Annotated in this window: 14 protein-coding genes; 6 read left to right on the top strand and 8 right to left on the bottom strand. The window is 67.1% G+C overall.

Features of this window, described 5'->3' with window-relative positions; all coding sequences use genetic code 11:
- Positions 1-19: 19 nt before the first annotated feature.
- Positions 20-1471 (bottom strand): 9-bladed beta-propeller domain-containing protein, encoded by a 1452-nt coding sequence (locus QNM97_RS08395; protein WP_283822349.1) that lies wholly within the window; start codon positions 1469-1471, stop codon positions 20-22.
- Between the two features lie 40 nt (positions 1472-1511).
- Entirely contained in the window at positions 1512-2009 is a 498-nt protein-coding gene (locus QNM97_RS08390) for an RDD family protein (RefSeq protein ID WP_283822348.1), read from the bottom strand.
- A gap of 341 nt (positions 2010-2350) precedes the next feature.
- On the opposite strand from QNM97_RS08390, the gene glnA (QNM97_RS08385) reads away from it, so the two are divergent.
- Together glnA (QNM97_RS08385) and QNM97_RS08380 are read left to right on the top strand one after the other, a co-directional pair.
- Positions 2351-3784, top strand: a complete 1434-nt coding sequence (glnA, locus tag QNM97_RS08385) for a type I glutamate--ammonia ligase (protein WP_208791653.1) — start codon at positions 2351-2353, stop codon at positions 3782-3784.
- A 184-nt stretch (positions 3785-3968) separates the two neighbouring features.
- A complete protein-coding gene (locus tag QNM97_RS08380) occupies positions 3969-4145 on the top strand; it encodes a hypothetical protein (RefSeq protein WP_014360397.1) in 177 nt (58 codons plus the stop codon).
- 19 nt (positions 4146-4164) lie between these two features.
- Here QNM97_RS08380 and QNM97_RS08375 read toward each other — a convergent pair whose 3' ends face one another.
- The gene (locus tag QNM97_RS08375; RefSeq protein WP_283822347.1) at positions 4165-5700 is read right to left on the bottom strand and encodes an MFS transporter; all 1536 of its coding nucleotides are present in this window, start codon (positions 5698-5700) and stop codon (positions 4165-4167) included.
- A 97-nt stretch (positions 5701-5797) separates the two neighbouring features.
- Here QNM97_RS08375 and QNM97_RS08370 point away from each other — a divergent pair, with 97 nt between their 5' ends.
- Positions 5798-6613: a TetR/AcrR family transcriptional regulator gene (locus tag QNM97_RS08370; RefSeq protein WP_283822345.1), complete on the top strand. Its 816-nt coding sequence runs from the start codon at positions 5798-5800 to the stop codon at positions 6611-6613.
- A gap of 37 nt (positions 6614-6650) precedes the next feature.
- Here the strand turns inward: QNM97_RS08370 and QNM97_RS08365 are convergent, their stop codons facing one another.
- The 4 genes from QNM97_RS08365 to glnA (QNM97_RS08350) all read right to left on the bottom strand — a co-directional run bounded on the left by QNM97_RS08365 (position 6651) and on the right by glnA (QNM97_RS08350) (position 12707).
- Positions 6651-7292 (bottom strand): biliverdin-producing heme oxygenase, encoded by a 642-nt coding sequence (locus QNM97_RS08365; RefSeq protein ID WP_283822343.1) that lies wholly within the window; start codon positions 7290-7292, stop codon positions 6651-6653.
- Between the two features lie 49 nt (positions 7293-7341).
- Positions 7342-8277, bottom strand: coding sequence for an endonuclease/exonuclease/phosphatase family protein (locus QNM97_RS08360; protein WP_283822342.1), 936 nt, complete (start codon positions 8275-8277; stop codon positions 7342-7344).
- 2 nt (positions 8278-8279) lie between these two features.
- Positions 8280-11288 carry a bifunctional [glutamine synthetase] adenylyltransferase/[glutamine synthetase]-adenylyl-L-tyrosine phosphorylase gene (locus tag QNM97_RS08355; protein ID WP_283822341.1) on the bottom strand — a complete coding sequence of 1003 codons (3009 nt, stop codon included), beginning with the start codon at positions 11286-11288 and terminating at the stop codon, positions 8280-8282.
- 78 nt (positions 11289-11366) lie between these two features.
- Complete coding sequence (glnA, locus tag QNM97_RS08350; protein WP_208791658.1) at positions 11367-12707, bottom strand: type I glutamate--ammonia ligase; 1341 nt, start codon at positions 12705-12707, stop codon at positions 11367-11369.
- Between the two features lie 248 nt (positions 12708-12955).
- On the opposite strand from glnA (QNM97_RS08350), the gene panB reads away from it, so the two are divergent.
- The gene (gene panB / locus QNM97_RS08345; protein WP_283822340.1) at positions 12956-13882 is read left to right on the top strand and encodes a 3-methyl-2-oxobutanoate hydroxymethyltransferase; all 927 of its coding nucleotides are present in this window, start codon (positions 12956-12958) and stop codon (positions 13880-13882) included.
- Between the two features lie 48 nt (positions 13883-13930).
- Here the strand turns inward: panB and QNM97_RS08340 are convergent, their stop codons facing one another.
- Complete coding sequence (locus QNM97_RS08340) at positions 13931-14113, bottom strand: hypothetical protein (protein ID WP_283822339.1); 183 nt, start codon at positions 14111-14113, stop codon at positions 13931-13933.
- A gap of 212 nt (positions 14114-14325) precedes the next feature.
- Between QNM97_RS08340 and pip the strand changes: the two genes are divergently transcribed.
- Both pip and QNM97_RS08330 read left to right on the top strand, forming a co-directional pair.
- On the top strand, positions 14326-15300 hold the full coding sequence (gene pip, locus QNM97_RS08335; RefSeq protein ID WP_283822338.1) for a prolyl aminopeptidase: 975 nt from the start codon (positions 14326-14328) through the stop codon (positions 15298-15300).
- A gap of 49 nt (positions 15301-15349) precedes the next feature.
- Positions 15350-16843, top strand: a complete 1494-nt coding sequence (locus QNM97_RS08330; RefSeq protein ID WP_283822337.1) for a CYTH and CHAD domain-containing protein — start codon at positions 15350-15352, stop codon at positions 16841-16843.
- The last annotated feature ends 13 nt before the right edge of the window (positions 16844-16856 follow it).

Below are 16856 nucleotides of genomic sequence, written 5' to 3'. Positions count from 1 at the left end.
GTCACGCCGCCTGCATCGGTCAAGAGGCGTAACCGACGATCGACGATCGGGTGCCTGCTTCTACCCCATCGTCGACGAGCAGCAGGTGGCCGGCCACGACCTGCCAGCGTGCCGCGGTGTTCGGCGCCGGCAGGTGCCACAGTCGCGCTCCGGTCCGAATGTCGTACGCGCTGAGCGCAGGGCCACTCGGTCGCTGGTCTGCGTCGGCCTCTCCGCCCAGGATCAGGCGAGCGCCGTCGAAGCCCACGAAGCCCTGTCCGAAACCGGCGGTGAAACCACTGATCCGGGAACCGGACCGGGCGTCGAGTACCGTCCACTTGCGCGTGTTGCTGAGGTCTTCGCTGAATTCGTCGACGACGGTGACGACATACCGATCGCCGAGCACCAGAGGAGAGGACCGTTGCGACGGCCGCGTCCACCTCACGTCGGTTCCGATTGTCGACGCCAGCCCGATCGTGGTGTTCGTTTCCACAGGGATGATGTCGCCGTTGATGGTCTGCACCGGGTCGGCAGCACTGTCCCCGGACGAGATACGCCCTCCCGAGATCTCACCGGTCCGCACCCCGTCGGCATCGTAGAACTCGGTGGTGTCCCGACCCGTCCCGGCGAGACCGCTCGTCACGAACCCGGACCGGTGGATGACCACCGCCTTCCGATCGTCCACGGAGTGCAGTAGTCGGCCGGAGTCGAGCCGCATGACGGTGGCCCCATGGCGAAAACCGCTCACCGCCAGCAGGTTTCCGGCTTCGGTGACCACCGGTTGCCCCTGATCGACCGGCGGGCGCACCGTCCACAACGCATGCCCGCGGGAATCGAACCTGGTGATGACCGTCTGTAGCGGCGGTATGTCGTCGTCGGTGACAAGGCCCGCCACGGGCACCAACACGGAATCCGCGGGGATCTCCTCGGGGAGTGCGATGTTCTCCATTTCCACGGTCAGGACCAGGAAGCCGTCGCCGGCGCGCAGGATCCGCGAGGACCCCGGGATCGGGATCGTCGCGGTGCCGAGGTCGTCTCCGGTATCCGGATCGACGAACGACACCCTGGTCACGATCGCGGAACCAACTCTGGCCGTACGAGTACACGCGAGCCGCTTGTCGCGACTGATCGCGCAGGAGTTCTCCCACCCGATCCTCGGCGCCCTCCACAGTGGCCTGCCCGTGTCGGGGTCGATGGCGATCACCGCGGACGGACGGCCGAGCCTGTTGCGCGACGCCCGCACCAGGAGATGGTCGTCGGCCACTTCGACGGACACGCTCGCATCGCCGAAGTCTTTGCCGAACAGCGATGCCGCATCGACTCTCCAACGTGCATCGGGGCGGGTGGACATCGATTCGAGGGTGCGGCTCTGCGGCGGCTGGGCCTCACCGCGCTCCAGCACAACAAACGCGGAGAGCACCAGTGCGCCGATGCTCAGGACGGCAGTCAGCGTCAGCGCCTCGCGCCGACCTCGGTTCGCACCGACACGCACGCTCGCCGACCCCCTGCCCTGCGCGACCCGACCCCTGCGTTCAGCGGCTCCGGACCATCGCGGTGCCGGTCGCGCGATCGTGCAGTGCGCGGCCGTTGTAGTCATTCATCAACGCGGGCACCAAGAACACGATCAGCACCTGCCGCATCAATGCACGGATCCCGCCGACCGCGGCGACGGGAGCCTTGCCGGCGATCTCGTCGGCCAGGCGCTCGGGTCCGTGGTCGACGCGCGCCACCCGCATGCCCACGGCGAACTGCCCGGGCGTGAAACCGAACATCGTCACGGTGAACACGCCGATGACGAACCACACGGCGAGCACGGCGAGGCCGAGGTTCGGTGACCCGAAGCCGACGAAGAACAGCGACAGCCCGCCGCCGATGATCCAGTCGACGAGCAGCGCCAGCGTGCGCGGCCACCCGGGAACGAGCGCTCCGGGGCCACTCTCGGGCAGGCCGAGGTCGGCGCCGCGATATTCGAGGTCGGCCGGTGCGCCCGACTGCGGGCCCGACAACCAGGAGCCGGTGGCCCTGCTCATGAGAGATCTCCCCCGGCACGCACATTCCCGGTGCTCGCATGCTCGATTCTGCCGGTGGTCCGCGCGTCGTTCATGTTTTCCATGGTAGAGGCAGTGAGTTCACTGATGAGATCACCGTTCGCTTTCGTACGGGGCGTGCATACGGAATAGTTGCCGTGGGCACGACAACGCAGCCCCGGCCGTGTAACACAGGGGAAACACGTCCTTGACGTGCGGGCAACGTCGCGTCCATACGGTTCTGGCTGAGATCCGCCGCGGTTTCTTGCGCGGTGGTCCAGGCGCGTCAGGTCCGCGTGTGCACACGCCGGCCTGACCCCGACAAGTTAAGGAGTCACCGCACGGTGTACAGCAGCAACGAAGAACTACTCGAGGGCATCAAGAAGGAAGGTGTCGAGTACGTCGACATCCGCTTCTGTGACCTGCCCGGTGTGATGCAGCACTTCTCGATTCCGGCCACGGCCTTCGACGAGTCGGTGTTCGAGGACGGCCTGGCATTCGACGGCTCGTCGGTGCGCGGCTTCCAGTCGATCGACGAGTCGGACATGATGCTGCTCCCCGATCCGGCCACCGCGCGGATCGACCCCTTCCGTCGCGCCAAGACGATGAACGTCAGCTTCTTCGTCCACGATCCGTTCACCCGCGAGGCCTACAGCCGCGACCCGCGCAACGTCGCCCGCAAGGCCGAGGACTACCTGGCCTCCACCGGCATCGCCGACACCTGCTTCTTCGGCGCCGAGGCCGAGTTCTACATCTTCGACTCGGTCGCCTTCGACTCGCAGATGAACGGCACCTTCTACGAGGTCGAGTCCGAGTCCGGGTGGTGGAACACCGGTTCGCCCTCCGACCCCGACGGTTCACCAAACCTCGGCTACAAGGTGCGCCCCAAGGGCGGCTACTTCCCGGTGGCCCCCTACGACCACTACGTCGACCTGCGCGACGAGATGTCGACCAACCTGACCAACGCGGGCTTCGAGCTCGAGCGCGGTCACCACGAGGTTGGTACCGGCGGCCAAGCCGAGATCAACTACAAGTTCAACACGCTGCTGCACGCAGCCGACGACGTCCTGCTCTTCAAGTACATCATCAAGAACACCGCGTACGCGAACGGCAAGACCGTCACCTTCATGCCGAAGCCGCTGTTCGGCGACAACGGCTCGGGTATGCACGCGCACCAGTCGCTGTGGAAGGACGGCAAGCCGCTGTTCCACGACGAGGCCGGCTACGCGGGCCTGTCGGATCTGGCGCGCTACTACATCGGCGGCATCCTGCATCACGCGCCGTCGCTGCTGGCCTTCACCAACCCCACGGTGAACTCCTACAAGCGTCTGGTGCCGGGCTACGAGGCCCCGATCAACCTGGTATACAGCCAGCGCAACCGGTCGGCCTGCGTGCGCATCCCGATCACCGGCAACAACCCGAAGGCCAAGCGCCTCGAGTTCCGTTGCCCGGACAGCTCGGGCAACCCGTATCTGGCCTTCGCGGCGATGATGATGGCCGGGCTCGACGGCATCAAGAACAAGATCGAGCCGCACGAGCCCGTCGACAAGGACCTCTACGAGCTCCCGCCCGAGGAGGCCAAGAACATCCCGCAGGCCCCGACCTCGCTGTCGGCGGTCATCGACAAGCTCGAAGAGGATCACGAATACCTCACCGCCGGTGGCGTGTTCACCGAGGATCTCATCGAGACCTGGATCGCGCTCAAGCGTGAGAACGAGATCGAGCCGGTCCAGATCCGTCCGCATCCGTACGAGTTCGCGCTCTACTACGACTGCTGATCTCTGACACAGAGCACCGCGGGCCCACCGACAACAGAGTCGGTGGGCCCGCGGTGTTCGTGAGACCGCACAATCGCAGCAGCTCATGGCGCAGGTCACAGCACAAAATGTGAATGATGCCACGGAGGACCTTGTGCTCTCACGCGATCACATCTCAGCCCGTAATCTTCTTCTCATGTCCCGTATGCTTTTTGTTGAAGATCTCGTCCCCGGCGATCGGATCGCCCTGGACGGCATCCGTGCCGTCGTCCGCAAGCAGGTTCCGCATGGCACCGACCAACGCCTCGTCGAACTCGCCCACAGCTCCGACGATCGCAGCGAGCTCATCTTGAAGTCCGGCTCCAAGGTCGAGGTCTACTGAGTTCCACCCCGTTCCGCTCTCACCCCTGAGCGAACGTTGCCGACGCCTTCCCGGAACGCGTCGGCCGACCGTGGGCCGATGGCGTGCGCGCCGCCCACACGATCAGTACCGCGGTCACCACCAGCACCCCGGCTCCCACCCAGGCGACCACCGACATCCCGTCGACGAACGCGTGGCGGGCGGCGTCGAGAATCTGTGCGGCCGCCTCGGCCGGTTCGCGGTGTGCCACCGCGCTCGCCCCTGCCAGACTGCGGCCTGCCTCCACCGGCCCCACACCCGCCGGATAGCTCACGCGATAGACCGCGTTGAGCACACTTCCCAGCAGCGCGATGCCCAGTGCACCACCGAGTTCACTCGATGTCTCCAGCAGCCCCGACGTGGCGCCGGCACGATCGGCCGGTGCGATTCCGACGACGTGGTCGGCGATCACCGAGGTCGTGGCCACGAGCCCGCCGGCGAGCAACGTCGACGCGTCGAGCACCACGAGCAGCGAGTCCTGCCCGATGAGCGTCGCGAGCACCACGAAGCCACAGGCCGCCACCACCAGTCCCCCGATCATCACCGCAGGACGACCGAACCGCCCGGCCGCCACGGCCGCGGTCGGCGCCGCCACCGCGACGAACAGGGACGGCACCACGCTCCACAGCGCCGCCCGTAGGGGACTGAATCCGAGGACCGACTGCAGGTATTGCGTCACCATGATCGAGTTGCCGAGCAACGCGAACATGCAGATGAGGTTGGTCCAGATCGACGCAGCGAAGCGGCGCTCACCGAGCAGTGTCAGGTCGAGCATCGGATCTTCCAGGCGCCGTTGACGTCTCACGAAGGCCACCCCGAGCACCACACCGACGACGCCGATCCCCAGCCGACCGAGCGACCAGCCGTCGGCGGCGATCTCCTTGATCGCATAGATCACCGGCAGGATCGTCGCGAACACCAGGAGCGCACTGAGGACGTCGATGCGGCGGCCCGGTATGGCGGTGTCTCCGGGTAGCAGCAGGGGTGCCGCGATCAACAGCGCGACCATGACCGGAATGTTGATGAGAAACACCGAGCCCCACCAGAAGTGCTCGAGCAGCACACCGGAGATGATCGGGCCGAGTGCCACTCCCCCGGCCAGCACGGCGTTCCAAGTCGCGACTGCTTTCGCGCGTGCCGCGTCGTCGTCGAAGACGTGTCGGACGAGTGCCAGCGTGGAGGGCATCAGCGTCGCACCGGCGACGGCGAGCACCGCGCGAGCGATGATCAGCATCTCCGGCGTGCTCGAGAGGGCCGCGAGCAACGATGCGGCGCTGAAGCAGGCCGCACCCCACATCAGTACGCGGCGGTGACCGAATCGGTCGGCGAGCGACCCCATGGTCAACAGCAGTCCGGCCAGCACGAACCCGTACACGTCGAAGATCCAGAGTTGTTGTGCAGGTGAGGGATCGAGATCCGCGGCGATGAACGGAACCGCGAAGAACAACACCGACACGTCCATCGAGACGATGAGCATCGGCAGACACAGCGCAGTCAAAGCCACCCAGGGCGAGCGCGCGATTCGTACGTGGGGCATGACACCAAACCTTCCATATACGGCATATACTGTTTATTGCCTACGCAGATAGTAGAACTGAACTGTATATGGCGCAAGCAATTAGTAGGATGTCGGCATGGATGCCCCGGACGACCCCGACGCCGCCGAGCGCGGACCAGCCGCGCCCGCACCGATGCCCGTGCGGTTACCGACGTCGGTCGCGCTGCTGTGGGGCCGAGTCCCCGACACCCCGCGCCGAGGCCCCAAACCAACTCTGACCATCCGCGACATCGCGCGCGCCGCGGTTGCCATCGCCGACGACCGCGGCTGGGAGTCCGTGTCGATGAAGGCCATCGCCCAGAGCGTCGGTCTCACGGCGATGTCGCTGTATCGCTACGTCGACAGCAAGGACGACGTCATCGATCTCCTCGTCGACGAGGCCTACGGGACCGCCGACCCACACCTGGCGACCAGCGGGACGTGGCGCGAACGGATCACCGACTGGGCGCACGCGGCGGCATCGACCCTGCGCGCACGCCCCTGGCTGACCGAGATCCCGATGTCACGGCCGCCGGTCGGACCCAACGTGCTGTCCTGGACCGAGTCGGGCGTCCGCGCCTTCGATCCCACCGCACTGACCGGGCCGCAGAAGATGAACGCCTTGCTCCTGGTGGACGGATTCGTCCGCCAGCACATCCGGCAGTCGGCGCAGATGGGCCTACTGCCGGGCGACGGCGGGGCACGGGCGGGGGCACGAAAAGGGGCACAACCACCGACACCGGGCTACGAGGCCGTGGTGGCATCACTGATCGACGCCGACCGATTCCCCGCCCTGACAGCGGCCGTGCAGACGATGGCAGATGGCAACGACGACTTCGACGGCGAACAGTTCGAGTTCGGCCTCGGCGTGATCCTCGACGGCCTCGCCGGCATGATCGACACGCTCGACTGACTGCGCACCGCCGCCGACGGTACGACCCGCGGACGGGTCAGCCGTGGGTGCGGTCGAGATCGGCGAACAGCGCCTGGTTGTGTTCGAAGGCGCTGACCGCCTCGGCCACCAGACGATCCACCCCGGCATCATCGAGGGGCAGTGCGTCGAGGCGGTCGCGGTAGGCGTCCTTGTAGCGCTTGAGCTTGTCGATGTCGAAGGCGTAGAACGACAGCGCCGAATCGTCGACACCGTAGTGCTGCCGCATCCGATGGGCCACGACCTGACCACCACTGAGGTCACCGAGGTAGCGGGTGTAGTGGTGTGCGACATATCGCGCGGCATCCGAGCGGATCGCCTCGATCGCCTCGACATAGGCCGCCACCGCGGGCAACGGCGACACGGCGTCGACGTCGGATCCGAGGGCGGCGAGGTCGCTGCGCAGTCGCGGGACCCGTCGCAGCCGCTCGTCGTGCACCGCGCCACCGACCGGATCCTCGGCCAGGGCATCGCCGACCGACTCCAGCGCGCGATAGACGAAGAACAGTTGCTCGGCGAGCCGCCGATACGCGGCGACGTCGAGTCGCCCCGACATTAGATCATCGATGAACGGCGAGTTCTCCGCCTGCTGATGGGCGACTGCGGTAGCGGCGCGAAGTCGCGCCGCCACCGTGACTGGGGCGTCGGAAATCGATGTCATGACGACTTCAGTGATACCACTGGCGTACGTGGGCGGGCCACGTTGGGGATCACTGGGCCACCAGCGTGGCAATCAGTGCTCGATGATCAGAGCCGCGCAGGTCACGAGTGGTCACCTGGACAGCGCCGAACCCGCGGATGAGGATGTGGTCGATCCCCACCAACGGGATTCCGCCGAGCTTGTCGGTCGGATAGGTCAATTGGTAGCCCGATCCCGAATCGGTGGCAGCGTCGACGACATCGTTGCGCAATAGGGCTCGGAACTGGGCATGATCGAGCGTGGCATTGAAGTCACCGGCCACAATCACCGGACCGGTCGCAAGATTGTCGAGATAGCCTCCCACAGCGGCGAGGTCAGCACTCCATTCGGCGGCATGACCGCTCATAGGCGCTGCCGGATGCACCGCGAGAACCGCCACCTCGGATGCTCCTGCCAGCTGTGTGCGAGCGGCCAGGTGGGCGGTCCCGGTAATCCGTTCGGTGTCGCGCAACTCCGCCCGCGAAAGTATCATCGCGCCCACCGACAGCGGGGCAGGCCGCGCGTATCGGTACGGGAAGCGATCGGCAAGACCGCTGCGCAGAATCCGCTCAAGCACCTCGGGTGTGACCTCCTGTAGTGAGACCAGATCGGCGTCGGACGCAATTGCGCTGAGATCGTCAACATCGGCAAGACCCAATTGCAGATTCGCCGAGACGACGGTAAACCGCTGACCCGCAGGGGGATTCTGCGACACCCACAGCGGGAATTGCGTGACGACCACCCCGGCCAGCGCCATCACCGACAGCGACAGCGCAATCCAACGCTGCATGCCGAGGAACACGATCACCGCCATCGCACCACTCACCAGAGCCAACGGCACCGCTGCGGTCGCGTAGATCGCCGCCGTCCCGCGCGAGGCGGTGTAGTGCAGCCAGACCGCGGCTCCGGTCATCGCCAGGAGTAACCAGCCAACTGAGAGACCGACAAAGGTCGTCACGGCCCGCATCCTCACTCCCCGAAGACCTTGCGCACCACATTCTTCGCGCGTCGGGTGACGCGCAGATAGTTCTCCAGGAACTCCGCGGCCTGGTCCTCGGGCCAGCCGGCGGCGAAAGCGATCTGGCGCAACTGTTTTCCCGGCGCCGGGAGCTGATCGACCGGCTTACCCCGGACGAGCACCAGCGCGTTACGCGCCTTGGTCGCCGTCAGCCACGCCTCCTTGAGGATCGCCACATCGGTCTCGGCGAGGAGTTCGGCCGAGCCGATCGCGTCGAGCGTCTGCAACGTCGAGGTGTTGTGCAACGAGGTGTAGCGGTGTGCGTAACGCAGCTGCATCAGCTGCACCGTCCACTCGACGTCGGCGAGTCCACCGCGGCCGAGTTTGGTGTGGGTCGCCGGGTCCGCGCCACGAGGCAGGCGTTCGGAATCGACGCGTGCCTTGATCCGCCGGATCTCGCGCACCGCCGCCGACGACACCCCGCCCGCCGGGTAGCGGACCTTGTCGGCCATCAACAGGAACTCGATGCCGAGTTCGTTGTCACCGGCAACCTGATGGGCACGCAGCAGCGCCTGGACCTCCCACGGCTGGGCCCACTGCTCGTAGTAGGCCGCATACGCGGCGAGGGTCCGCACGACCGGGCCGTTGCGTCCCTCGGGTCGCAGGCCGGTGTCGACGACCAGCGGCGGATCCTCGCTGGGCGAGCCGAGCATCGAGCGGACCTTCTCGGCGATGGTCTGCGACCACCGAACAGCGGCGGCCTCGTCGGCACCGGGCATCGGTTCGCACACGAACAGCACATCCGCGTCGGACCCGTAGCCCAGCTCGAGTCCGCCGAGACGACCCATGCCGATGACCGCGATACGCGCCGGGGCCGGCGACTTCCGTTCGGCCTCCGACGCCTTGATCGCCACTGCCAGAGCGGCATTGAGGACCGCGGCCCACACACTCGACAGCGCATGGCAGACCTGCGGGACGTCCATCATCCCGAGGATGTCGGCCGAGGCGATCCGGGCGAGTTCGGCCCGGCGATGCGAGCGGGCGATGGCCACGGCCCGACGCAGATCGGTCTGCCGGACCGTCGAGGCGACGAGCCCCTTGGCCACGTCCTCCGGGCGGGTCTCGCACAGCTTGGGACCGTTCGCACCGTCGGAGTAGAGGTGGATGACCTCCGGCGAGCGCATGAGCAGGTTCGCGATGAACTCCGAGGTGCCCAGCACGCGCATCAAGCGTTCGGCGACCACGCCGTCGTCGCGGAGCAGGCGCAGGAACCAGTCGTTGTCCATCTCCTCGCACAGGCGGCGATAGTTGAGCAGACCGGCGTCGGGATCCGGTGTGTCCCCGATGTGTTCGAGCAGCTGCGGCAGGATCAGCAACTGCACCTGTCCACGCCGCCCGGGCGCCGACGCGAGAGCCCGGATGTGGCTCAGCGCACGCTGCGGCTGCGCGTAACCCAGAGCCGCCAGGCGCCGTTCGGCCGAGGTGTCGGAGAGCGTGAGTTCCTCGGTGTTGAACCGGGTCGCCGCCTCCAGCAGCGGCCGGTAGAAGAGCTTCTGATGCAGCTTGCGCACCCGCAGTGCCTGATGCTTGATCTGCCGGCGCAGGACCGCGGTCGCGTCGAGTTCACCCTCGCGCCGGATGTGCGCCGCGCGGGCCAGCCAGCGCATGCCCTCGTCGTCGTCGAACGCGGGCAGCAGATGCGTCCGCGACATGCGCTGCAACTGCAGGCGGTGCTCGAGCAACCGCAGGAACTGGTACGACGCGATGAGGTTGGCGCCGTCGTCGCGACCGACGTAACCGCCGGCGGTGAGCGCTTCGAGGGCGTCGACGGTGGCACGCACCCGCAGTTCCTCGTCGACCCGGCCGTGCACCATCTGCAGCAACTGCACCGCGAACTCGACGTCGCGCAGACTTCCGCTGCCGAGTTTGAGGTTGCGTTCACGCTGATCCTCGGGCACCAGGTCCTCGACACGGCGCCGCATCGCCTGCACCTCGTGCACGAAGTCCTCGCGCTCGGCCGCACGCCACACCATGGGGTTGATGGCCTCGTGATACGCCGTGGCCAGTTCCATGTCACCGGTCATCGGACGGGCCTTGAGCTGCGCCTGGAACTCCCACGTCTTGGCCCACCGGTTGTAGTAGGCGACGTGTGACTCCAGGGTGCGGGTCAGCGCCCCCGCCTTGCCCTCCGGGCGCAGCGCGGCATCGACCTCGAAGAACGCCAGCGAGCCGACGCGCATCATCTCCCCGGCGATGCGTGCGGCCACTCCGTCGGCGGGTTCGCTGACGAACACCACGTCCACGTCGCTGACGTAATTGAGCTCGCGCGCACCGCATTTGCCCATCGCGATGACGCCGATGCGCACCGGGATCGGCTTGTCGCCGCACACTTCCCGGAAGGCGACGGCGAGCGCCGCGGTCAGCGCGGCGTCGGCGAGATCGGCGAGGTAGGCCCCGACCTCGGGGAACCACATGACCTTCTCGTCCTCGACAGTCGACGCCACGTCGTGGGCGGCGAGTTGCATCACCAGGCTGCGGTAGGTCGCACGCAGGGCGACCACGGCACGCGGCCCGCTGAACCCCGCGCGGAAGATCTTGTTGCCCTTCTCCTGCTCACCCGGCTCGGCCACGGCGTCGACGGCGGCGAGCATCGTCGCGTTGATCTCGGCGACGTCGGGCAGCGTGTCGGTCTCGAGCAGGTGCCACGACGACGGTTCGGCGGCGAGGTGATCACCGAGGGCATCCGAGGACCCGAGGACGCCGAAGAGCCGACCACGAAATCCTTTGTCGGTGCGCAGGAGTGCGTCGATCGCCGGCCACTCGTCGGCGGCCGCCGACCGTAGGCGCATCAACGCGCGCAGCGCGAGGTCGGCGTCGGGTGCACGCGAAAGCGACCACAGCAGGTCCACCGATTCCTCGGTGTTCCACCCCAATTCCGCGAGATCGGCCGACGCCGTGGCGTCGAGCAACCCCAGGCGTCCGGAACTGGGTATGCCACCACGGCCGTGCAGCGTTGTCACCCCACGAAAATAGCGTCTGACGCCGACGCGTCCGTGCCCGGGCGGCGAATCCGGGCGCGTGTCGTGATGTCGCTCGACCTACAGCGGCAGGTAGCTCTTGAGCTCGAAGGGGGTGACCAGGCTGCGATAGTTGGTCCACTCGGTCCACTTGTTCCGCAGGAAGTAGTCGAAGACGTGCTCGCCGAGCGCCTCGGCGACCAGCTCGGACTCCTCCATCGCGTGCAGCGCCTCGGCCAGGCTTCCGGGGAGTTCCTTGTAGCCCATCGCGCGCCGTTCGGCGGGCGTCAGCGCCCACACGTCGTCCTCGGCCTCGTCGGGCAGTTCGTAGTCCTCGGTGATGCCCTTGAGCCCGGCGGCCAACAGCACCGCGAAGGTCAGGTACGGGTTGCAGGCCGAGTCCGGGCTGCGGATCTCGACGCGGCGCGACGACGCCTTGTTCGGGGTGTAGAGCGGCAGGCGGATCAGCGCGGAACGGTTGGCGCCACCCCAGGTGGCCGCCGTCGGGGCCTCGCCGCCGTGGATCAAACGCTTGTAGCTGTTGACCCACTGATTGGTGACGGCGCTGAGTTCGTTGGCGTGGTACAGGATTCCGGCGATGAACTTCTTGCCGGTCTCCGACAGCTGCATCGGGTCGTCGGGGTTGTGGAAGGCGTTGGCCTCCCCCTCGAACAGGCTCATGTGGGTGTGCATCGCCGACCCCGGGTGCTCGCTGAAGGGCTTGGGCATGAACGTCGCCCAGGTGCCCTCGGAGATCGCGACCTCCTTGACGACATAGCGAAAGGTCATCACGTTGTCGGCCATCGACAGCGCGTCGGCGTAGCGCAGGTCGATCTCCTGCTGGCCGGGCGCGCCCTCGTGGTGGGAGAACTCCACCGAGATGCCCATCGACTCCAGCGCCTCGATGGCGTGTCGGCGGAAGTTCGGGGCTGCGTCGTGCACCGCCTGGTCGAAGTAGCCGCCCGAGTCGGCCGGAACCGGGACGCTGCCGTCCAGGGGCGCTTCCTTGAGGAGGAAGAACTCGATCTCGGGATGGACGTAGCAACTGAAGCCGAGGTCGGCGGCCTTGTTCAACTGCCGGCGCAACACGTGCCGGGAATCGGCCCAACTCGGGGTGCCGTCGGGCATCGCGATGTCGCAGAACATCCGCGCCGAGTGGTGACGACCCTGCGAGGTGGTCCACGGCAGGATCTGGAAGGTCGAGGGATCGGGCTTGGCGACGGTGTCGGCCTCCGAGACGCGGGAGAAGCCCTCGATCGCCGAGCCGTCGAAGCCGATACCCTCGGAGAAGGCGCCTTCGAGTTCGGCGGGGGCGATCGCCACGGACTTGAGGTATCCGAGAACATCGGTGAACCACAACCGAACGAACCGGATGTCCCGCTCTTCGAGAGTCCGCAGAACGAATTCCTTTTGGCGATCCATGAACGCCGACATTAGGGATGCCCTGTTAAATCCGTGTTACGTTCACAAGTCGAACTCTTCACCCTGGGAGTTTGCGATAGTGATCCCACATTGTGAAACGCCTCGACCGCGGAGTGGAATCATCGGTTCCGGTGTGATCAAAGGCACAGCTCACGCCAGTGTTGGCCGATCACCTCCGGTGCGAAAATGGAGTGTCCCAACCGCCCGGGTACCTGCCAGCCAGGACTCGAGGAAGAAAAGAGACAACGATGTCCCCAGAGTCTGTGGTGTCCACCGCGTCTGAAATCCCCGCACCCGACACCCCTGCGTCTGACAGCCCCGCGGCCGAAACCCCCGTCTACGGCGGCACGCCCGCCGGGTCGGGCGAATCCGCCCCGCGCCGCCGCGTCACCCGTGTCCATCACCTCGCGCAGATGAAGGCCGAGGGCGAGAAGTGGTCGATGCTCACCGCCTACGACTACTCGACCGCCCGCATCTTCGACGAGGCCGAGATCCCCGTGTTGCTCGTCGGCGATTCCGCCGCAAACGTCGTCCTCGGTTACGACACCACGATCCCGGTCAGCACCGACGAGCTGATCCCGCTCGCCCGCGCCGTCGTGCGCGGCGCCCCGCACGCGCTCGTCGTCGCCGACCTCCCGTTCGGCAGCTACGAGGCCGGCCCGCAGCAGGCACTCGCGACCGCGGTCCGATTCTTCAAGGAAGCGGGCGCGCACGCGGTCAAGCTCGAGGGCGGTGAGCGCGTCGCCGACCAGATCGCCACCCTCACCGGCGCCGGCATCCCCGTGATGGCCCACATCGGTTTCACCCCGCAGAGCGTCAACGGGCTCGGCGGATTCCGTGTCCAGGGCCGCGGTGACGGTGCCGACCAGTTGATCGCCGACGCCATCGCCGTCCAGGAGGCGGGTGCGTTCGCCGTCGTCATGGAGATGGTTCCGTCCGAGCTCGCCGGCCAGATCACGCGCAAGCTCACGATCCCCACCGTCGGGATCGGAGCCGGCCACGAGACCGACGCACAGGTACTCGTCTGGCAGGACATGGCCGGTTTCACCCACGGCAAGACCGCCCGATTCGTCAAGCGCTTCGCCGATGTCGGCGGCGAACTCCGCGGTGCCGCAGCCCAATACGCCGATGAGGTACGTCGGGGCGTCTTCCCCGGTCCCGAGCACAGCTACTGATCCGATCGCCGTGACGTGCGGTGCGGCGACGCCAGGGCGGGGTCGGTGTCAGCGCACGTTGCGGCGTAGGACCAGCACGACCAGGGCGATCAGCAGGATGACGAGCACAGCGGTCACCACAGCGGTCATCCCGATGTGACCGCCGAAGACTCCGAGATGGGCGAACTGACCGAAGTGGCCCACGGAGTTCCGTCGGGCCAGCAACTCGACGTGCTCGACCTGCTGGATCATCGCTCTCGTGCCCTTCTCTATTCGGTGATCTCTGGTGCTCACCTGCGCTGAGTTGTCACGCTAGCCCCCCGGCCACCCCCGACGCACGGATCGACGCGCCGACGTCATCCGCTCGTATGACCAACCGCGACAGCAGGATTGCGCCATCACCGGCGTAACGGACATCGCGGCAGCGCCACCGCACGGCGCCCGGGTGTCTAGGCTCGTAAACCATGCGCGACTTCTACCCCGAGATCGAGCCCTACGCCTCCGGCCACCTGCCCACCACCGACGGTCAGCAAATCTACTGGGAGACCTCCGGTAACCCCGACGGCAAACCCGCGGTCTTCGTCCATGGCGGTCCGGGCGGTGGGACCGCTCCCGATCAGCGTCGCTTCTTCGATCCGCACCGCTATCGGATCGTCCTGTTCGATCAGCGGGGCTGCGGCCGCTCCCGCCCGCACATCGCCGACGGCGCCGACCTCTCGGTGAACACGACCGGCGCACTCATCGCCGACATGGAGGCGCTGCGCGAGCACCTCGACATCGACACCTGGCAGGTGTTCGGGGGCTCCTGGGGATCGACACTCGGGTTGGCTTATGCGCAAACCCATCCGGATCGGGTGTCGGAGTTGGTCCTGCGCGGCATCTTCCTACTGCGGCGCAGCGAGATCGACTGGTATTACAACGGCGGTGCGGCGCACATCTACCCCGACATCTGGGAGTCCTATCTGGCGCCGATTCCCGCCGCCGAACGCGACGGTGATCTCGTGGCCGCCTATCACCGGCTGTTGACCTCACCCGAACCGGAGGTGGCCGCGGCCGCCGCCCGTGCCTGGACCGGCTGGGAACAGGCCACCAGCTACCTCATCCCGAAGCCCGAGGAGGCGGCGGCGATCAAGGAGGACTCCGGACCACGCTTCGACATCGCCTTCGCCTCGATCGAGAACCATTACTTCGTGAATCACGGCTTCCTCGACGACGGCCAACTCCTGCGCGACATCGACCGCATCGCCGACATCCCCGGCGTCATCGTGCAGGGCCGCTACGACGTCGTCTGCCCGATGCGCAGTGCGTGGGATCTGCACCGGGCGTGGCCGTCGGCACAGCTGCACATCGTCGACGACGCCGGGCACGCCTCCTTCGAGCCGGGCATCCGGAGCACACTCATCGAGGCGACCGACGCCTTCGCCGGCGACGCCAGGTGATCGCCCGCATATACACTTCACGCGTATCCGACATCCGGCAGGAGGACCAGTGGCAACCGAACAGGTCGAGGTAGAGCTGAAGTTCGACGTCGAAGCCGGAACCGCCACCCCCGACCTGCGGGTGTTGCCCGGCGTCGTCGGCGCACGTGAACCGGAGACGTTCACCCTCGACGCCACGTACTTCGACACCGACAACCTGGATCTGGCAGGCAATCGGATCACCCTGCGCCGTCGCACCGGCGGCCACGACAGCGGCTGGCATCTCAAGCGTCCCAGCGGAATTCCCGGCGCACGCCGCGAATTGCAGATCGCGTTCGACGAGGCACCCGCCGACGGCGACCTCCCCGATGCCCTGTTGATCCCGGTGCTCGCGCTCACCCGGCACCGCAGCCTGATCCCGGTGGCGGTGATCTCCACCTCCCGCACCATCACCACCCTGTTCGGGGTCGACGAGGAGCCGCTCGCGGAGTTCGCCGAGGACCTCGTGACCGCGCGGTCGCTGCTGCCCGGCGGCGAGGTCGCGCAGTGGGCCGAGTGGGAGTTCGAGTTGCTCTCCGGCGGTACTCCCCGATTGCTGAAGGCTGCCCACAAGTTGCTGCGCTCGGCCGGCGGATCGGAACCGTCGAGTGCCTCGAAGCTGGCCCGTGCCATCGGTTCCACCCCGACGACGACCGTCGAACCCCGGTTGCCCAAACGCCCCTCGGCGCTGGAGCTGGTGGTCACCGACCTGACCCTGCATCGCAATGCCCTGCTCACCTACGACCCCGAGGTCCGGGTCGACGCGCCCGACGCCGTGCATCAGATGCGGGTGGCCACCCGCCGATTCCGCAGTGTGCTCTCGGGTTTCCCGACGGTACTCGACCCGCACCGGACCGCTCACATCAACGACGAGCTGCGCCTGCTCGCCCGAATCCTCGGTGACGCACGGGATTCGGAGGTCCAGCTCGAGATCGACACCGCCCTGTTGCGTGGGGAGTCGCCGTCGGAGGCCTTGGTCTCGGCGCTGACGGGGACCGAGTCGGACTCGCATGATCGCGCGATCCGCGCCGCTCATGCTGCGATGAACTCCGAGCGCTACTTCCGGCTGCTCGACGACATCGACGTCCTGATCACCGATCCGCCTGCCGGGCCCGACGCCGACATGCCCGCGGCCGCGGCGGTCGATGCGGCGATTACCAAGAGCCGCAAGAAGATCCGGAAGGCTCAGGAAGAGCTCGCCACCTTCCCCGAGGGGTCGCACGAGTGGCAGGAGCAGGTGCACGTCATCCGCAAGCGGGCCAAGAAGTTGCGCTACGCCACCGATGCGGGAGAACCGTTGGGCATCAAGCGATATCAGAAGACCGCCGCCGTGGCCAAGAAGATCCAGTCGGCGCTCGGCGATTTCAACGACACCCGGATCAACCGGGCGCGCCTGGCCGAGCTTGCCGAGCGCACCGACCTCCCCGGTCGCGACATGTTCCTACTCGGCCGTCTCGACGCCCTGCAGGAGGCCGCCGGAGCACGCGCCCTCGATGCCTACCGCAAGGCCGCCAAGGACCTCTGAGCACTCGGGGGCC

The sequence above is a fragment of the Gordonia sp. L191 genome, from assembly GCF_030077625.1.
Classification (GTDB): domain Bacteria; phylum Actinomycetota; class Actinomycetes; order Mycobacteriales; family Mycobacteriaceae; genus Gordonia; species Gordonia polyisoprenivorans_A.
This window is presented reverse-complemented; position numbering and strand designations above follow the sequence as displayed.

Bases quoted from the DNA above. Each gene is read 5' to 3' on its own strand.
- QNM97_RS08390 (WP_283822348.1), bottom strand. From the start codon at position 2,009: ATGAGCAGGGCCACCGGCTCCTGGTTGTCGGGCCCGCAGTCGGGCGCA.
- QNM97_RS08380 (WP_014360397.1), top strand. From the start codon at position 3,969: ATGCTTTTTGTTGAAGATCTCGTCCCCGGCGATCGGATCGCCCTGGAC.
- QNM97_RS08375 (WP_283822347.1), bottom strand. From the start codon at position 5,700: ATGCCCCACGTACGAATCGCGCGCTCGCCCTGGGTGGCTTTGACTGCG.
- QNM97_RS08370 (WP_283822345.1), top strand. From the start codon at position 5,798: ATGGATGCCCCGGACGACCCCGACGCCGCCGAGCGCGGACCAGCCGCG.
- QNM97_RS08365 (WP_283822343.1), bottom strand. From the start codon at position 7,292: ATGACATCGATTTCCGACGCCCCAGTCACGGTGGCGGCGCGACTTCGC.
- QNM97_RS08360 (WP_283822342.1), bottom strand. From the start codon at position 8,277: ATGCGGGCCGTGACGACCTTTGTCGGTCTCTCAGTTGGCTGGTTACTC.
- glnA (WP_208791658.1), bottom strand. From the start codon at position 12,707: ATGGATCGCCAAAAGGAATTCGTTCTGCGGACTCTCGAAGAGCGGGAC.
- panB (WP_283822340.1), top strand. From the start codon at position 12,956: ATGTCCCCAGAGTCTGTGGTGTCCACCGCGTCTGAAATCCCCGCACCC.
- QNM97_RS08340 (WP_283822339.1), bottom strand. From the start codon at position 14,113: ATGATCCAGCAGGTCGAGCACGTCGAGTTGCTGGCCCGACGGAACTCC.
- pip (WP_283822338.1), top strand. From the start codon at position 14,326: ATGCGCGACTTCTACCCCGAGATCGAGCCCTACGCCTCCGGCCACCTG.